19 protein-coding genes and 1 tRNA gene are annotated in these 17,453 nt (G+C 31.3%); 3 read left to right on the top strand and 17 right to left on the bottom strand.

The window, feature by feature from the left end; translation table 11 throughout:
* Window positions 1-189 precede the first annotated feature (189 nt).
* Window positions 190-1,323, top strand: coding sequence for a glycosyltransferase family 4 protein (locus G9F71_RS01730; RefSeq protein ID WP_164950379.1), 1,134 nt, complete (start codon window positions 190-192; stop codon window positions 1,321-1,323).
* A gap of 72 nt (window positions 1,324-1,395) precedes the next feature.
* On the opposite strand, the gene larB is transcribed toward G9F71_RS01730, so the two are convergent.
* The 7 genes from larB to G9F71_RS01695 form a co-directional block, all read right to left on the bottom strand.
* Window positions 1,396-2,142 carry a nickel pincer cofactor biosynthesis protein LarB gene (gene larB / locus G9F71_RS01725; protein ID WP_164950378.1) on the bottom strand — a complete coding sequence of 249 codons (747 nt, stop codon included), beginning with the start codon at window positions 2,140-2,142 and terminating at the stop codon, window positions 1,396-1,398.
* Between the two features lie 15 nt (window positions 2,143-2,157).
* Entirely contained in the window at window positions 2,158-2,943 is a 786-nt protein-coding gene (gene larE / locus G9F71_RS01720) for an ATP-dependent sacrificial sulfur transferase LarE (protein WP_164950377.1), read from the bottom strand.
* A gap of 129 nt (window positions 2,944-3,072) precedes the next feature.
* Complete coding sequence (gene larC / locus G9F71_RS01715; protein WP_164950376.1) at window positions 3,073-4,320, bottom strand: nickel pincer cofactor biosynthesis protein LarC; 1,248 nt, start codon at window positions 4,318-4,320, stop codon at window positions 3,073-3,075.
* A gap of 171 nt (window positions 4,321-4,491) precedes the next feature.
* A tRNA-Ala gene (locus tag G9F71_RS01710) sits at window positions 4,492-4,568 on the bottom strand.
* A 158-nt stretch (window positions 4,569-4,726) separates the two neighbouring features.
* Window positions 4,727-5,911: a glycosyltransferase family 4 protein gene (locus G9F71_RS01705; RefSeq protein ID WP_164950375.1), complete on the bottom strand. Its 1,185-nt coding sequence runs from the start codon at window positions 5,909-5,911 to the stop codon at window positions 4,727-4,729.
* A 70-nt stretch (window positions 5,912-5,981) separates the two neighbouring features.
* Window positions 5,982-6,971, bottom strand: coding sequence for a YbhN family protein (locus tag G9F71_RS01700; RefSeq protein ID WP_164950374.1), 990 nt, complete (start codon window positions 6,969-6,971; stop codon window positions 5,982-5,984).
* A gap of 4 nt (window positions 6,972-6,975) precedes the next feature.
* Window positions 6,976-8,007 carry a glycosyltransferase family 4 protein gene (locus G9F71_RS01695; RefSeq protein WP_164950373.1) on the bottom strand — a complete coding sequence of 344 codons (1,032 nt, stop codon included), beginning with the start codon at window positions 8,005-8,007 and terminating at the stop codon, window positions 6,976-6,978.
* Between the two features lie 281 nt (window positions 8,008-8,288).
* Between G9F71_RS01695 and G9F71_RS01690 the strand changes: the two genes are divergently transcribed.
* Together G9F71_RS01690 and G9F71_RS01685 are read left to right on the top strand one after the other, a co-directional pair.
* A complete protein-coding gene (locus G9F71_RS01690; protein ID WP_124997358.1) occupies window positions 8,289-8,495 on the top strand; it encodes a hypothetical protein in 207 nt (68 codons plus the stop codon).
* Between the two features lie 36 nt (window positions 8,496-8,531).
* Window positions 8,532-8,792 carry a spore coat protein gene (locus G9F71_RS01685; RefSeq protein WP_164945870.1) on the top strand — a complete coding sequence of 87 codons (261 nt, stop codon included), beginning with the start codon at window positions 8,532-8,534 and terminating at the stop codon, window positions 8,790-8,792.
* A 66-nt stretch (window positions 8,793-8,858) separates the two neighbouring features.
* Here the strand turns inward: G9F71_RS01685 and G9F71_RS01680 are convergent, their stop codons facing one another.
* The 10 genes from G9F71_RS01680 to G9F71_RS01635 form a co-directional block, all read right to left on the bottom strand.
* On the bottom strand, window positions 8,859-9,524 hold the full coding sequence (locus tag G9F71_RS01680; protein ID WP_164950372.1) for an ABC transporter ATP-binding protein: 666 nt from the start codon (window positions 9,522-9,524) through the stop codon (window positions 8,859-8,861).
* 10 nt (window positions 9,525-9,534) lie between these two features.
* Window positions 9,535-10,344, bottom strand: coding sequence for an ABC transporter permease (locus G9F71_RS01675; RefSeq protein WP_164950371.1), 810 nt, complete (start codon window positions 10,342-10,344; stop codon window positions 9,535-9,537).
* A 7-nt stretch (window positions 10,345-10,351) separates the two neighbouring features.
* A complete protein-coding gene (locus G9F71_RS01670; RefSeq protein WP_164950370.1) occupies window positions 10,352-11,227 on the bottom strand; it encodes an ABC transporter permease in 876 nt (291 codons plus the stop codon).
* The gene (locus G9F71_RS01665; RefSeq protein WP_164950369.1) at window positions 11,211-12,401 is read right to left on the bottom strand and encodes an ABC transporter substrate-binding protein; all 1,191 of its coding nucleotides are present in this window, start codon (window positions 12,399-12,401) and stop codon (window positions 11,211-11,213) included. Before G9F71_RS01665 ends, G9F71_RS01670 begins: the two co-directional genes overlap by 17 nt.
* Before the next feature lie 228 nt (window positions 12,402-12,629).
* The gene (locus G9F71_RS01660) at window positions 12,630-13,472 is read right to left on the bottom strand and encodes a CPBP family intramembrane glutamic endopeptidase (RefSeq protein ID WP_164950368.1); all 843 of its coding nucleotides are present in this window, start codon (window positions 13,470-13,472) and stop codon (window positions 12,630-12,632) included.
* Between the two features lie 90 nt (window positions 13,473-13,562).
* Entirely contained in the window at window positions 13,563-14,015 is a 453-nt protein-coding gene (locus tag G9F71_RS01655; protein WP_224626146.1) for a pyridoxamine 5'-phosphate oxidase family protein, read from the bottom strand.
* A gap of 344 nt (window positions 14,016-14,359) precedes the next feature.
* Window positions 14,360-14,659 (bottom strand): DUF4491 family protein, encoded by a 300-nt coding sequence (locus tag G9F71_RS01650; RefSeq protein ID WP_124997004.1) that lies wholly within the window; start codon window positions 14,657-14,659, stop codon window positions 14,360-14,362.
* A 303-nt stretch (window positions 14,660-14,962) separates the two neighbouring features.
* Window positions 14,963-15,718, bottom strand: coding sequence for a CAP domain-containing protein (locus G9F71_RS01645; RefSeq protein ID WP_164950366.1), 756 nt, complete (start codon window positions 15,716-15,718; stop codon window positions 14,963-14,965).
* A 214-nt stretch (window positions 15,719-15,932) separates the two neighbouring features.
* A complete protein-coding gene (locus G9F71_RS01640) occupies window positions 15,933-16,499 on the bottom strand; it encodes a TerD family protein (protein ID WP_164950365.1) in 567 nt (188 codons plus the stop codon).
* A gap of 123 nt (window positions 16,500-16,622) precedes the next feature.
* Window positions 16,623-17,201, bottom strand: coding sequence for a TerD family protein (locus G9F71_RS01635; protein ID WP_124996998.1), 579 nt, complete (start codon window positions 17,199-17,201; stop codon window positions 16,623-16,625).
* Window positions 17,202-17,453: the final 252 nt, after the last annotated feature.

The following is a 17,453-nucleotide window of genomic DNA, read 5'->3' as shown; positions in this document are numbered from 1 at the left end:
TGTTCTATTGTAGTATATGAACACACTAAATAATTTGTGCACAATTATATTCATGCAAATAGCACACTTTTTAAGTTGAAATAATATATTAATATATATTATCTTTTAAATAGGATGTTTAATATCACCCCAGGTGATAATTTAATTATGAATACAGGGTTTTTCTAATAATTTTAAGGAGTGAATACTATGAGGATTGGAATTGATGCTAGAGGTATCAATTTCTATAGTGGCACTGGTATAGGAACTTATACAGAAAATATACTTAAAAATTTAATTAACATAGATTCTATAAATAACTACAATGTTTATTGGTCAGGTAATAATTATGAAAGTATAAAAAAAGAAAACTGCAAAATAATAATGACCTCTAAAAAACATCAGAGATTTTTTGAGGATCACTATTTTCCAGCCAACTTATCAAAGGAAAAAATAGACATATACCATATGCCACAAAATGGAATAGGTTTTTCTGAGGAAATATATTGTAAAAAAATAATCACTATACATGATTTAATTCCATACCTTATGCCAGAAACTGTTGGAAAAGGCTATTTGCTAAAATTTCTAAAAGAGATGCCTTTAATCATAGGGGGTTCTGATGGAATAATAACTGTGTCAGAATTTTCAAAGCGGGATATTCTTAAATTTTTTCCTATAGATGAAAACAAGATTTTTGTAACTCCACTAGCTGCAGATAAAAAATATACCCCTTTAGATAAAGTCCTCTGTAGGACTTTTCTAAAGGATGCTTATAATTTAGCAGATCCTTTCATACTTTATTTAGGTGGGTTTAGCGAAAGAAAGAATGTAGCTTCTGTCTTGTCTGCTTTTTCTAAAGTATATAAAGACTTAAACAAAAATTATAATTTAGTTATTGTAGGTGGCTATAAAGACTCCAGCCAAAGGCTTCTAAAGCTTACAAATGAATTAAAAATAGACTCTCATGTTGTTTTTACTGGTTTTGTACCAGAAGAACATTTGCCCATTTTCTATAATTCTTGTGATGCCTTTGTATATCCTTCTTTTTACGAAGGCTTTGGACTCCCTCCACTGGAGGCAATGAATTGTGGCACTCCTGTAATAGCATCTAACCTTACCTCCATTCCAGAGGTAGTTGGCGATGGTGGAATTTTAATAAATCCCTATAGTATCTCAGAAATATCTTCAGCTATGGGCAACTTGCTAAGTAACGATAAATTAAGAGAAGAATTGAGTTATAAAGCAATAAAAAGAGCAAGTGAATTTTCTTGGGAACATACGGCAATTAATACTCTTAAGGCTTATGAGAGTGTTTATAATTCCAACTCTCCATCACAATAAAAAAAGTAGCTAATCAGCTACTTTTTTGAACAATTTATGAATGCTGTGCATGTAAAATGCCGGACATTCATCTTATAATTTATTAATAATACTAGCCAAATATCCGGCTCCAAAGCCGTTATCAATATTAACAACACTAACTCCACTAGAACAACTATTTAACATGGATAATAGTGCAGCAAGGCCACTAAAACTGGCTCCATAGCCTACACTGGTTGGAACAGCTATAACTGGTTTATCCACAAGGCCTCCTACTACACTAGTTAAAGCACCTTCCATACCTGCTACAGTAATAACTACCCTAGCACCTCTTATAACATCTAGATTTTCAAAAAGCCTATGAATACCAGCTACCCCTACATCATAAATTCTTTCAACTTTATTTCCAAAAATTTCAGCTGTAATAGCTGCTTCTTCCGCTACTGGTATATCAGAGGTTCCTCCTGTTACTAATGCAATATAAGAACTTGGAATTTCTACTTCCTTCTTTCTAATTACAATTGTTCTTGCAAGCTGGTTGTACTCTGCACCATCACATATTTCTTTTACTCCTTCATACATTAACTGCGATGCCCTTGTGCCAAGAATATTTATATCCTTAGTAAGCATTACACTAACTATGCCCTTTATTTGCTCTACAGTTTTCCCTTCACAATATATAACCTCTGGGTAGCCAACTCTAAGCTCTCTATGATTATCTATTTTTGCAAATCCTAAATCTGAATAGGACAAATCTTTTAATTTGTCTACACCATCTTCAATAGATAAATCACCACTTTTTATGGACCTCAAAAATTCCTTGGTTTGTTCTGAATTCATATATTCCCCACCTTTTTAATTTAAGCTTCCCATTTTGTATCCTTCTAGGTCTAATGTTACATATTTAAATCCAAGTTCCTTAAGTTTCATTGAGATTTCCTCTAAGATTTTTTCATTTAGAATCTTGTCAAAATACTTCTTTGGCAATTCAATTCTTGCTAAATCCACATGGCTTCTAACTCTAACCCCACTAAAGCCTAGTCCCATTAAATATACCTCAGCAGCTTCTATTCTTTCGAGTTCTGCGAAAATTACTTCTTGCCCATAAGGTATTCTTGACAAAAGGCATGCATAAGCAGGCTTATTCCAAGTTTGCAGGTTAAGTTCTTTAGATAAGGTTCTTATATCAGCTTTCGTAAATTCATTTGCCAAAAGAGGACTTATTATATTTAATTCCTTTAACGCCTTGAGTCCTGGCCTATAATCTTTAGTATCATCAAAATTAGTTCCATCTAAGATATTATATATTCCCTGGGCACTGGCTTCTTCTTTTATTTTAGTAAAAATAGCATTTTTACAAATATAGCATCTATCTCTTGGGCTAAATTTTATTTCATCTATCATTTCCACTTCAATAAATTTATATTTAACTCCAAACTGTTTTAGCAAAACTTTAGCTTCTTCAACTTCCCATTTAGGCGTATAAGGAGCTATTACCATAATTGCTAACACATTCTCCTTAAGTACATCACTGCAAACTTTCAGTAATAGAGTACTATCCACCCCTCCTGAAAATGCAACGGCAACACTTCCAAGATTTTTTAAGTAACTTATCAAATTATCGTATTTTTGTTTTAACATACTTTGCCTCCAATATTATGTGTAGAATAAGAACTTTTTTCTTAAAGGATGCTCTAACGAAAAGTATATATTGCTGGAATGCTTTTGTTAGCATCCTCTAAGAAAAAAGAGTTTATTTTAAAATGGACATTACACTTTATCATTTGTTAAATTTTCATATACTTCTCTTAAGGATATTCCCCTATCTTCAGCTATTTTTTTACACTCCTCATATTCTAACTTGCTTTTTAGCTTTTCACCTTTGTAGTAAGCTTCTTTAAGAGTTATTTCACCATAACTAGTGTTAACTTTAACAAATTCTCTTTGTAGCATAGTTTTATCTACCTTAAAACTTCTTACCCCAAAGGTAGTAGTTTCTCTAAATAAGACTTCTTTCATCTTTTCTAATTTAGCTACCTGGCATAAAACGCTTATTTTCACACCTGGTCTGCCCTTTTTCATTATAATTGGAATGAAATATACATCCAAAGCACCCTCATTAAAAAGCTTATCAATAATGTACTCATATAACTCTGGATTCATATCATCTATATTGCATTCCACAATTTCTTCAAATACCTTATCTTCATTTTCTACCTTATAAGTATCCGATAAATTATTCTCTTCTACGAGCATTACTCTTAGTACATTAGGAATTTCAGTATCCCTGTTACCTATGCCATAGCCGATTTTATTTACAATAAAATTATTATTATCTTTAAATTCACAAACATTAACTGCAAGAATTGCAGCACCAGTAGGTGTGGTAGTTTCAAAGGGTACAGCTCCAAGTTTTACTGGTATTCCCTTTAAAATTTCTACAGTAGCAGGTGCTGGTACTGGTATAATTCCATGAGCACATTTAACAAAACCACCACCAAGCTCTATGGAAGAACTCATTATTTTATCAACATTTAAATAACTTATGCAGATAGCTGCTCCTACTATGTCTACAATAGAATCTATTGCGCCCACCTCATGGAAATGAACTTCATATAATGGTTTTCCATGAACCTTTGCTTCAGCCTCTGCAACCTTCATAAACATTTTCTTGCTTAACTCTTTGACATTAGAACTTAATTCACTGCAATCTATAATTTTCTCAATATCTTTAAGATTTCGATGGTCATGATGATTATGATTCATATGTCCATGAGAGTGTCCATCTTCATTTCCATCATGAGAATGCTGATGATTATGCTCTTGTAGCATTACATCTACCTTAGTACCCTCTATGCCTTTTCTAATACCTCTTGATACTTTTATTTCATATCCATCTAGCCTTAGCTTATCTAATTCCTCTATTAAATATTTCTCATCTACACCTAAGTCTATCAATGCTCCTAAATTCATATCTCCGCTAATACCTGAAAAACAATCATAATAAAGTATTTTCATTTTCATTCTCTCCATTTCTTTTGTATTTATCTCATTGTACCAAAAAAACAAATATTATATAATAAATATAAAAAAATATCTGATAATATAGTTTTATAAACTTATATCATCAAATATTTTTTATTTATTAGGATATCATAATCTTGCCAAGCACCATACGTAGATTTTTTTTGGTGGAGATGATGGGGCTCGAACCCACGACCCCTTGAATGCCATCCAAGTACTCTCCCAAACTGAGCTACATCCCCGCATATTAAAACGATTTTTTAAATATTTAATCAAAACCATCTTTAAATCTATTATATTACAAAAATAGTATTTTAGAAACATTTATTTATAAAATTATTAAGCTGCCATACCACTAATTAACCTCGTGCATAAAGCAGCTCTATTATTTATGAATTGATTATGTTACCTTTTGATTTTGTAACATACAATTTTGTTTTTCAACTTCCATGTAAACTTTCTCCACATTTTCACCAAAGCATTTAGAGGATAACGGCTCTATTCCATTATACGCATTTTCCACTATTGTGTCACATTCTTCTTTATCCGTTAAAACTTCGAATAATATTCCAGCTAAATCTTCATCTTTATAAAAAATTCTTCCGTTGATTCTATCTTGAATTAAATCATCTAAATTTTTATCATACTTAGCTACCACAGGAATTTGTGCCGCCATAGCTTCTGTAAAGGTTAATCCCTGGGTTTCAGTTAGTGAAGCACCTACAAACACATCTCCCATTTGATAATATCTACCAATTTCTGCCCAAGGTTTTTCACCAGTAAATACTACGGATTTTTCAATATTAAGTGACCTAACTAAAGCTTCTAAATTCTCACGCTCTGGTCCATCACCTACAACCAGCAGTTTACAATTTGGTATTTTCACCACCAGCTCTTTCATACTATTTATAATGATATCTACGCTTTTCTCTTTTGCGAGTCGCCCAATAAATAATACAACTGGCTCAGTTTTCTTTATTCCAAAACATTTTTTTTCATCTTCTATAAGCTCTTGATTGTAATTACTTCTTTTGAAAGGTTCAATTTCAACTCCCGTGGGTATTATATCTATATGCCTTAATAACCCGTAATTCTCTAATGCATCTTTCACCTTTAATGTGGGCACTATTATAGCACTACAATCCCTGCAGTATAGTTTACTTGCCTTTTTTGCAAACTCCGAAACGGGCTTAAGCATTATACCACTGGATACATAATGCATATAATCCTCATACATAGTATGATAAGTGTGCACTACAGGTATATCCAATTTTTTAGCAACTATTCTTCCAAATATACCTATACTAAATTCTGTTTGTGTATGTATTATATCTAAATCCAATTTTTTAATTTTACTCATAATTTTACGTGAATATATCATTCCAACTCTTTGAGTTGGTAAAAGAAAAAATGGTAAGCTAGGCAATCTCATTATACCTTCTTCCTCTTCTACATCTGGATGTGCAACTGTAATAATGGTTACACTATGTCCTAGTCTAATTAACTCATTTTTCAATATAAAAGTAGAAGTAACCACTCCACTTACTTGTGGATAATAAGCATCAGTAAAAATTCCGATATTCATAATCGGCCCCCTTTAAATCCTATAATTTCCTTGTAAAAATTTTCTTTTAATATGCTTTGATTAATTGTACTTAATTCTTCATAAATGCATAAAATCCAAAAATTATACAGGAGTAAAATGTAATTAATCTCCATAATAATATAGCAGCCATTATGTTATTAGCTGCAAAAAACAAACTAAAAAACATAAAGAAAGCACCCTCTGCTCCACCCACAGCTCCAGGTAAGGGTATAAACGCTGTCAGCATCATTACAAACGCAGTTCCAGCTATCATACTTTCTACGCTAGCACCTCTCATACCAAAGCTAAGATAAATAAAATAAGGTATAATAAAAATTATTGTTAGTTGTAATATTGTATAAATAACAGCCTTAGCCATCATTGCTTTACTATGTTTTACTATCTCCATATTATCATGAAATTGATCTAAATTGTCGTTAATTTGCATTTCTAACTTTGATATATCTTTTACCAATCTAAGTTTTTCTAATATCTTAGAAAAGGTTGTTATTAATTTATGTGTTAATTTGCGATATTTTGAAAATATAATTAAAAATATAATTACGCTAGCATTAACTGTAAATCCTATGGCTATTAAATAAAATAAATTGCTCATTTTAGTTTTGAAGAAGCTAGACTTCCAAAATATAAGGACTAAAGAATATACAGTTAATACTGATTGATAGATAATAAATTTGATCATCAGCGCTGATCCAGCGCTACCAGCCCCTAATTCTTGTTTTGTAAGTGAATATAGCTGCATTGGCTGTCCACCAGATGCAAAGGGGGTAATTGAATTAAAATATTGTCCTACCATAGTAACTTGAAATGCTTTTTTAAATTTATAGTCTTTTTTCATTAAACGTACAATACTTTGCAATGTTTTAGCTTCAAAAATCCAATATAACACCATGGCAATAGCCGCTACAATTATCCATTCAATTCGCAAATTTTTCATTTGATGAATTAAATCCATCCACCCATTTGTGAAAACAATAAGTAAAATAAATATAACTCCTGAAGCTATTCCCAAAATAAAATTAAATTTATAATTCTTCATTAATTTACCGTCCTTTTATTCGATATACCTTCTTATAAAATTCTTTCCACATAGCCAGCACATTCTCTCTTGAATAAAACTTATGCCCTCTTATGGCTTTTTCTTTAGCCTCTTTATAATAACTTGAATCATTTTTAAGTTTCCCTATAGCCTTAATAAAGCCTTCGTTATCATGTTCTTTTAAGTAATAATCAAATAATATATCCTCATATAACTCCAAATCTCTTAATAGTATTGGAGTATAAGTATTCATTGATTCGAGTATTGACATAGGGAAAAGCTCATTATAAGACGGCATAAAAAGAACATTTGATACATTATATATATCATTCATCAAATCTCTCTCAACTATCCCTGTAAATAAAATATTTTTGGGTGCATGCTCTATTTGATCTTTTAATTCCTTATACCCATCTGTAATATTACCAAAAGAAAAACCACCTGCCCAAATGAATTGTACTTCTGGCATTTTTCTTGCAATATCAATAAAATCAATTACCCCTTTGCGAGTTTGTATTTGACCTACTCCAAGCACAACAAAAGCATCCTTCTCAATTTTTAATTTTTCTTTTGCTATATAGATATCTTCAGTTGAAAGATTATAGAATTTTTCTTCCGAAACAAAATTAGGTATATATGTTATTTTTTTTCGGTCAATATTGTAAGCCTCAAGCTTAGTTATAAAATTGGGGTTTACTGTAACTAAATAGTCCATCCTGTTATAAAAACTTATAATATATTTATAAAATATTTTTTCAATTAACTTGGGTAATTTTATACTTCCTTCAATAGTCTCAGGCAAAAAATGCACGTAGCCCACTGTTACACCTTTCTTTTTAGCAAAAGGTATGCTCAAATAATGCTTAAAATCAATAGTATGATAATGCATTATTTCAGTTCTTACTTTCTTATTTATTACAACTTTATATTCTTTATCTAATCCATTTTGCACTAAATTTACTTGTTCTAGGTAAGCTGATCCTACACCTTGGCCTTTGACTTTATCTGCTGAAGAAAGCATATTTATAGTAGGCATAATTGTCACTCCCATCTAATTCAACCTTGTTTATACATTTATTGTACACTACTATTATTAAGAATTGATTAATGTGACCTTAAAGTTTTCTTAAATTTTAACAATTTACTGTAAAAATTTATAATAAACTTTTTATTCTTTTTGTTTTATAATGGATAAAACACCTTTAGATAACGATTTAATTATATATTATTACATTAATTTACCACTTATATTTTAATATAAAAGGCGGATAATATTCTTGTAGTGGATTTAATAAAAAACTGGAGGTAATAAATATGATGAATACTACTAACAAACAATTAGAAAGCAACAACCTAAAAGTCATTAAAGATCAATTAGGATACGAAGCATTGCTAAACAAGAAGTTTAATGAATATGGTTCACAGTGCACCGATCAAAATTTAAAGAACCTTTGCACTGAAGCTAGCCAAACACACAAACAAAACTTCAACACATTAAAAACTTACCTTGATTCTCATCAATAATATATATAAATGGAGGGATATTATATGAATACAAGTATGAGTGAAAAAGATTTAATGCAAGACTTACTTGCTACAGAAAAACAAGTTATTTCTGCTTACAGTACAGGGATAACTGAATCTTCTTGTGAAAATTTAAGAAGTACTCTAGTGGATAATTTTAAAAACAATCAAACTATTCAATATAAGATATTTGATGCTATGAAACAAAAAGGATGGTATCCTACAAAAGATGCTCCAGATAATGAAGTTCAACAATTAAAAAATGAAGCTACACAAATGATGAATGAATTAAAATAATGTAATAAACCACTATAAATTTTAATTCCCTCTAAGGTATTATTCCCTTAGAGGGGTCCTATGTATTTATAAAATTTTCATTTCATTTATTTTCCCTTTCGACATAATAAGAATTTTATCAGAAAGAAAATTTGCTTCTTCTTTAAAATGAGTTACGAAAATAGTTGTAACTTTATTTTCCTTATGTATTTTATGTAATAGCTCTCTCATATCTACTCTTAATTCTTCATGTAATGCGTTAAAAGGCTCATCCATTAAAAGCACTTTAGGCTTTACAGCCATTGCTCTTGCTATTGCTACTCTTTGCCTTTCTCCTCCACTTAGCTGTGATGAAAATCTTTTTTCTAGTCCCTTTAAACCAAGATTACTAATTATCGCAAAAGCTTTGTCTAATCTTTCGCCTTTACTAACGCCCTTCATTTTTAACCCAAAGGCTACATTGTCTATAACATTCATATTTGGAAATATCAAAGGCTGTTGAGCTACCAATGCAAAGTTTCTTTTCTCAATAGGCATCTCTGTAATGTCTATATCTTCTACAAAAATACTACCACTATCTGGCTTTATAATTCCTGCAATAATACGCAATATAGTGGTCTTACCACAGCCAGAAGGACCTAAAATGGATATAAATTCTCCGCCTTCTATAGTTAGATTTATATCACTCAGCAAAAATGAGTCAGCTCCTGACTCATACTGCTTACATATATTTTTAAGCTCTAGCTTCGACATAAAATCACTCCTAAATAATTTTAAAATATTTCTTTTTATAATATTTTTTAAGCAAGAAGTCTATTAAAACTAAATTTATTATTGCTAGTGAAGAAAATAATAAACCATATACTGAACCAATTGCATTGTCCCCTCCACTTATAAAAGGAAACATTAGTATAGATATAGTAATGACCTTTCCTCCACCAACTAAAAAGGTTAGAAAATACTGACTTATAGAAATTAAAAAACAAAGACTAGCCCCTGCAACCATACCCGGAAGTATATGTGGAAGACTTATATAAATAAATCTAGAAATTGGCCCAGCCCCTAGCACTGCCGCCTGATCCTCTAAGGCTGTATCTAAAGTTTCATAACTTACCATTAAAGCCTTTATCATGTAAGGTAGCGTAGGTAAAATATGTGCTAAAATAACCCCATATACAGATTCTGTTAAGCCAAGTTTTATAAAAACTATATACATTCCCATAATTGCAGTAAAAGCTGGAATAATAATAGGTGCAAATAAAACCACTTTTATTATAAATTTCCCCTTAAATTCATATCGCACTAAGGAAAAGGCTGCCGGAACAGCTATTATAACATCGATAACAACTACAGATGTAGCAATAATTAAAGTGTTAAAAATCGCCTCATAAGTATTTGGATTTTCGTAAAAGACATATTTAAAGGCCCTCCACGTGGTGTTACTTGGAAGTACCCTGGGCCATCTGAATTCATAAGCAAAGCTATTTATAACCAAAGGTATAAATGGCAATAAAAAAACTAGTAGTAGAATCCCTATTGTAACGTAGTATTTACCCTTATTCTGCTTTTTCATTGCTGTTTCACCATCTCGCTTCCTTAGTATCTCCTTGTTTGGCTAATTTATATGCTATAAGCCCAAGCATGGCTGTAATAATGGCTAAAATAAAGTTTGCAGCTAGAGCCAAAGGTCTATCTGAAAGTTGTCCATTATAATACATATTATAAGAATATACAGAAATAAACTTTGGATAGGTTATACCTAATAAATAGGGTACCTCAAAGTCTGAAAAGGTAAAAGCAAATACTATAATCACTGAGGAGACCCAAGTTGGTATAATTAACGGTAGTATTACCTCCTTAAAAAATTCTTGCCTCCTAGCTCCAAAAACCTGCGCTATTTCTAACCAGGAGTCTTTGGCTCTACTGATTATAGGAAAAATCATAAGCATTATAAATGGGGTTTCTTTCCATATATATGTTAAAATAACGCCTAAACTATTGGAATCATTAACTACACTAGGGAATGCATCCATGCTTTTAGTTATCCCCACAGAATAGGCTATACTAGATAACCACCCACTTTTCATAAGCAATAGCATTATTAAGTATGCCGCAGTAACATGGGGTACCAACATAGGTACTTGAAAAAGCTTTCTAAAAATAGCAGTTTTTTTATTTTCCCCTAATATAAATAATAATCTTATTATTATTATGGCTAAAATTCCAGATAAAATGCTTGAAACTAATGCTACCTTTAAAGTTAAAGCTAATGAATCCATAAAATCTTTTGACAAGATAAGTTGTTTATATGCATTTATAGTAAAGTATGAATTTCCTCCAACATCCATGAGTCCCAGACTCTGCAGTAGTCCTAGTATTAATCCTCCAATAAATAGTGTACATATAATTATCAATGAAGGTAAAATTAATATATAAGGTCTACTTTTTTGCCACATTATCATTCCATCCCTTTTCAATAAATTTTACGTAATCAGCTTTTATCTCAGGGATTCTATGGCTTTGAAGCTCTTTTAACCCTAAAGTCGATTTACCTCTATCTATTGCATTTACCTTTTTAACATCCTCTGGTGATAACTTATTAATATCTATTGCCAGTCCATCTCCCCAATTATTCGGGTTAAATTTTGCTATTTGCGCCTGTGGAGATAATAAAAAATCTATTACTTGCTTTGCCGAATCTTTATGGTTTGAGTTGAATGGAATAGTTAAAAAATGAGTGTTAGCAAGTGTCCCCGCATCTAGTACAAAGGTCTTTGTAGATTTAGGAAAAGTTCCTTTTTTTATCTCACTTTCAGCTCTTGCTTCATCATAGCCCATTGTCATCCATACTTCTCCATTAGAATAGAGCTTATCCAATTTTGCAAGGTTTTCTGGATAAGTCTTGCCTTGCTGCCATAGATAAGGCTTTATTTCATTAAGATAATTCCATAGTGGTTTTGATGCATCCTCCATGGCTTTTTCATTGAAATCTGTCATGAATTTTTCATAACCACCATTTAGTTCAAATAATCCTTGTCTTAAAAAAGCACTACCAGTAAAATCCTCTGAAGCTGGATAAGAAAATTTACCTGGATTATTTTTCATCCATGTTTTTAGCTGTTTAAAGGACTTAGGAGGATTCTTTACTTTTTCAGAGTCATATATGAAAACAAATTGAGCTTTCCCCCAAGGTGCTTCAAGGCCATTAGTTTCTTCCCCAAAGTCATATTTCACTTCTGGAGAATCCACTGCAACATACTTATTATAGCTTGCTAATGTATCTACAAAAGGCTCTGATAAAATTTTACTATCCTTTGAAAGTCTAAAATTTTCACCATTTAACCAAAGTATATCTACACTTCCATCATCTTTACCTACTTGTTTTTCAGTAATTAATTTATTTATTGTATCCTTTATATCCGTTACTGGCACTCTATTTAATTTTATGCCCTGTCCCTTCAATTTAGGAGCTACCCACTTATCCATATAATTATTTATAGATTCGCTACCTCCCCACATATACATGCTTACGGTTTTTTCACTATTATCTTTGATTTTCCCACACCCTACAAATAACATTGCCAAAATAACTAAAAATACTAAATTCATACGCTTACACTTTTTCTTCATAAAACACCTCTTTATATTTTTTTACATAATTTTCACATTCATTATATCATTAAATCATCACCTGTGGTGCTTCAATATTAAACACTTCATAAGTGATTTAGACTCCCATTTATAAAAGTATTTAAATTTATAGTTTGCTATAATACAAAAAAATCTCCACCCTATGACAATATTAATTATCCTAGGCTGAAGATAGACTTTAACATCTAATTATTTATTTAAATCAATTTATATTTCTATGAATTTATTATATATATCTGGTACCTTTCTAATTTTATTTTGTTCGTACCCTATGCAAGCTATGACTAAAAGTACAACGCCTAAAATAAAAAGCATTCCATGGATTCCCAAAGCATGTTCCCCTCCTATTAATGCAAACCTAGAGGAAACTGAAAGCGCCAGTAAGTTATTTATAAAATGTGCAAATATACTTAAATAAATTGAACCCGTTGTTAAATATATAAATCCAATAACTAGACCTAGTAAAAATGCATTTATACCTTGAGGAACGTTTAAATGCACTACTGCAAAGAATAATGCAGATACCACAAGGGCTATAGTCGGATTTATTTTTTTAGCCATTCCTTTTAATAGTATACCTCTAAAAATTATTTCTTCGTATATAGGTGCAACCACCGCAGAGCTAAGTATTAATATAATTGGTGAAACGGTAAGTTCCTCGAAGGCTCCATTTATAAAATCTGGCATTGATATTCTGCTAACCCACAAGGTTAAACTGTTATCAAATACAAGACGGAATGCTATAATCATGATGGCCGTAAAAAGAAAACTCATTGGATTTAAGTGATATTTAAGTTTTTGCTCATTCCTTGAGTCACTAAGGCACTTTAGTAAAATGATAACAACATAATATTTGAAAAGCACCCCAAAAGCAAAAATTACATAGGGCAATGCTTTTTCAAATCTCCCAGAAAATAAATTTTTAATTTCTACAGGTACTTGTCCTAACACCTCCAACAAAATTGATAGAAGTACTACAAGAAACCCTTTAATGATTCCCATTCTTTTAATATTTATGGCTCCATTTTCTATGTTTCTTAAAAATTTCATTCTATCACACTCTCTAACTTATTATAACCCTTTAACTACTGTAATAACCTACCTTAATAGTTACTCCAATTAGTTTCCAGTTTAATATATTTATATTCTATGCTTTCCACTAAAACTATATATCTCTATTTTTATTAATGTAGTTATTTTCTTGGCTTTATCTATATATAACTGTCCCTCTTCTATAAATTCGGGACTATATTTTCTTATAAACTCCATTAGTGGTTCATATTTTTCCTCTTCCGCAAGCCTTATAGCCCGTCCAAAAGCTACCACACTTTCATACGACCTACTAAATTGGTCTTGCAAAACTTTAGTTTTTCCAACTACGGTGAAACTCACCTTATCATTTACACTGATATTATCTAGTTTAGTGCCAACACCTGCACAATGAATATATATATTTTTATCTATAAGCACATAACTTAGTGGTATTCCATAAGGCTGGTTATCCTCATCACAAGTAGAAAGTATACCATATTCGCCTTTCTTTAAAAGCTCAAGCACTTCCATCTCGTTCATCTGTCTTTCAATTCTTCTCATTGTTTTCATATACAATTCACTATCCTTTCTACATATTATATTTTTAAGTGTAACATAAATTTCATACAAAAATCTATGAACTTAATGGCAATTTTAGTTATGTATAATTCTTATTATAATCCTATTCAAAGTCTTCTATTACATAAAAAAATCTCTGTTTTCAAATATTGTCAGAATCAATATTTAAAAACACAGATCTAAATTCAATTATTTATTTTCCTATAAAGTGCTGTGTCCAATAACTAGTTCTATTTTATCACGATAAAGAGATTTTTAGTTTTTTTATTACTGGGATATTTGGATTTATATGTCTCAAATACACTTTTACTATGGTTTTAAGTATACTATAACTTAGAGTTTATTTTTTTGCTTTGATTTTGTGGAAACCAGCCTTTCTTTACTCTCTCTTCCTGCTGAATAAGTTCATGAATACTCCATAGGCAGGAAAATCCTAAAACACCCATGCATGCTGATAATATTTCATTCTTTAAGTAAATAGAGATTATGATGAAAATAATTCCTGAAAACAAAAATATAGGCCAGATTTTCTTACCAAAATAGTATTCTCCCTTAATAACAATTGGGTGAAATATACCTATTATTGAAAATGATATAATTCCGATAATTATTCCATAAAAACTCATTACACTCTCCCCCTTTAAACATTAATGTAGCCAATGTTTTTTATATTTTTTAGTATATCCTTCAAAACTCATTTATTCAATGTTTATTTGAACTCTAATCCATTTGCAATACATCTCTGATAAACAGTAACTATTGCAAAGTCTAGTATCTCTCAAAAAATAAAAGTGATACCCAACCATTTAAGCCAGGCGTCACTTTGCCTATTTACATTAAAAAAGCACATAACTTAAAGAAATAAAAAATCTGTGTTTGTAAATATTTTAAAATAAAATATTTACAAACACAGATCTATATTAAATTATTTATTTCCCTATAAATTCTTGAGTCCAATAAATAGTTCCACTTTTATCTTTTGCCACTCCAACTCCTATTTCAGTAAAATTCGCACTTAAAATATTAGCTTTATGTCCTGGTGAATTCATCCAACCATTCATTACTGAAGCTGCGGTTTGTTGACCCATTGCAATGTTCTCTCCAGCTGCCGTATATGTTATACCAAATTTTTTCATCATGTCAAAAGGAGATCCGTAAGTTGGTGATGTATGAGAAAAATAGTTATTAGCTACCATATCCTCTGACTTATATCTAGCTACATTTGAAAGCTGCGCATTTTCCTTTAAGGGAGCTAGTCCTTGTTTTGCTCTTTCCTGATTAACTAATGTCACTACTTCTTTTTCTAATTTATTATTCTCAGTTAAATTTGTTGCTGCTGGTGTCTTTGTAGGAGCTGGCTTTACTGGTGCTGGTGCTGGTGCTGGTGCTGGTGTTGCTTTACTAGGCGTCGTCTTTGCTGGTGCTACCTTTGTAGCTGTTGCCTTGCAAGTATTACTTACCTGAGGTTTAGCCTCTAAACCCTTTGGAACTACAACACCATACTTAGCACACATATCCTTCAAACTGTCTCCTGCCTTAACTGTACAATTAATAGTTTTAGCATCTTGAGCGTTAACCACTTTATAATTAGTTGTATTACAATCTTGGGCGTACACCGCTGAACTTATTCCTGTTGTTGCTAAAACACCTAACGTCAATATTAATGTTCTTAAAGTTTTCTTCATCTTTTGTACCTCACCTTCATAATTTTAATACACAAAGTAAGTTTTTCTCTTTGTATACACATAATATCATCTAAATGAGGTTTTTGCATCTTTTGTTAGTGGTTATTTTGTAATATTATGTCGTAATTGCTCATATTTATGGTTATTTTGCTGTTTTACTAAAGCTAGATATCAATATACTGCTAGGAGATGACTGAAGCCTATCCCCTACTTTTTAGTTATATCTTGCTGATAATTCTTTTATACCAGTTGCAGTTGCACCTTCACCTGTTGCTGTGAACTTCCATTCTCCATTATTTCTGTAAACTTCACCCATTATTAAAGATGTCATGTTATCATAATCATTAGAAAGATTAAATTTAACTAACTCACCGTTAGCTGATTTATCCATTATTCTAATGTATGCATTTTTAATCATTCCAAAGTGTTGTCTCTTAGAAGCGCAATTATAGATATTAACAACGAAAACTATCTTAGCTATATCCTCTGGTACTTTTGTTAAATCTATAACTATTTGTTCGTCATCACCTGCGCCTGCACCAGTAAGATTATCCCCTTGGTGAATTACACTCTTACACTTACTTGACTTGTTACCAAAGTATATTATGTCCTTGTTACTAGATAATTTCCCATTTTCACCCAACATCAAAGCTGATGCATCACAATCAATAGTGTCGCCACCATTGCTACCATCCCAACCTAGACCTACTACTAATGCCTTTAACGCCGCATTACCCTTTGTTAAATCTACTTTTTGGCCTTTTATTAAATTAACTCCCATATTAATATTCCTCCTTGTGAAATGTGGTTAAATCATCACCCATGTTTCTGCCTTCAATAAACCAAATAAACTACTGTGCAATATTTAAGGTACACAGTAGTTTATTATTATTATTATTAAATATTAGATATTAACTCCAAAGTTAGTACATAAAGCTCCTAAACCGCCTTCGAATCCGCTACCCAATGCAGTGAATTTCCATTCAGCTCCATTTCTATATAATTCTCCAACTACTACAGCTGTTTCAATACTGAAGTCTTCTCCCAAGTCAAATTTAATTAACTCGGTAGTGCCGTCTCCACTCATTACTCTGATATAAGAATCTGAAACTTGTCCAAAGTTTTGTCTTCTTTCTTCTGCTTCATTAATTGTTACAGTAAATGAAATCTTCTGAACAGTTGCTGGTACTAAAGATAGATCAACAAGTATTTGTTCGTCATCTCCGTCTCCTGCTCCTGTCTTGTTATCTCCCATATGTTTAACTGATTTAGATGTATGTTCTGCATTGTTGTAGAATATAAAGTCTGCATCTGAAGTTACTTTTCCATTTTCTCCTGTTAAAAATGCTGCTGCGTCTAAATCGAAGTCTGAACCACCGTCATACTTGTTTGTACTCCAACCTAGTCCTACCAATACCTTTGTTAATCCTGGATTTGTCTTTGTTAAATCTACTTTTTGACCTTTTTTTAAACTAACTGCCATTTTTATAAACCTTCTTTCTTTTTTTGAATATGTTTTGTAATTGTTAATATATAGTAAAGTTTGCATACTCTCCGCCAAACAAATTGCTATAGTATATGCAATCACTTACTTTCATTTTATTCCCAAATGTGCAACTATAAATGCTAAGCGAGGCCATAAATGGTCTCCTTTTCTATATTTGTTACTGTATGTAATACATTGTAACATAAAACTCAAGTAACAACACTGCATATCAGAAGTATAGGACTTACC

Origin of the sequence: Clostridium sp. FP2 (assembly GCF_011065955.2) — a bacterium.
GTDB classification, from domain to species: Bacteria; Bacillota; Clostridia; order Clostridiales; family Clostridiaceae; genus Clostridium_AD; species Clostridium_AD tagluense.
The sequence above is the reverse complement of the archived record's forward strand: the minus strand, read 5'-3'. Positions and strand labels throughout refer to the sequence as shown.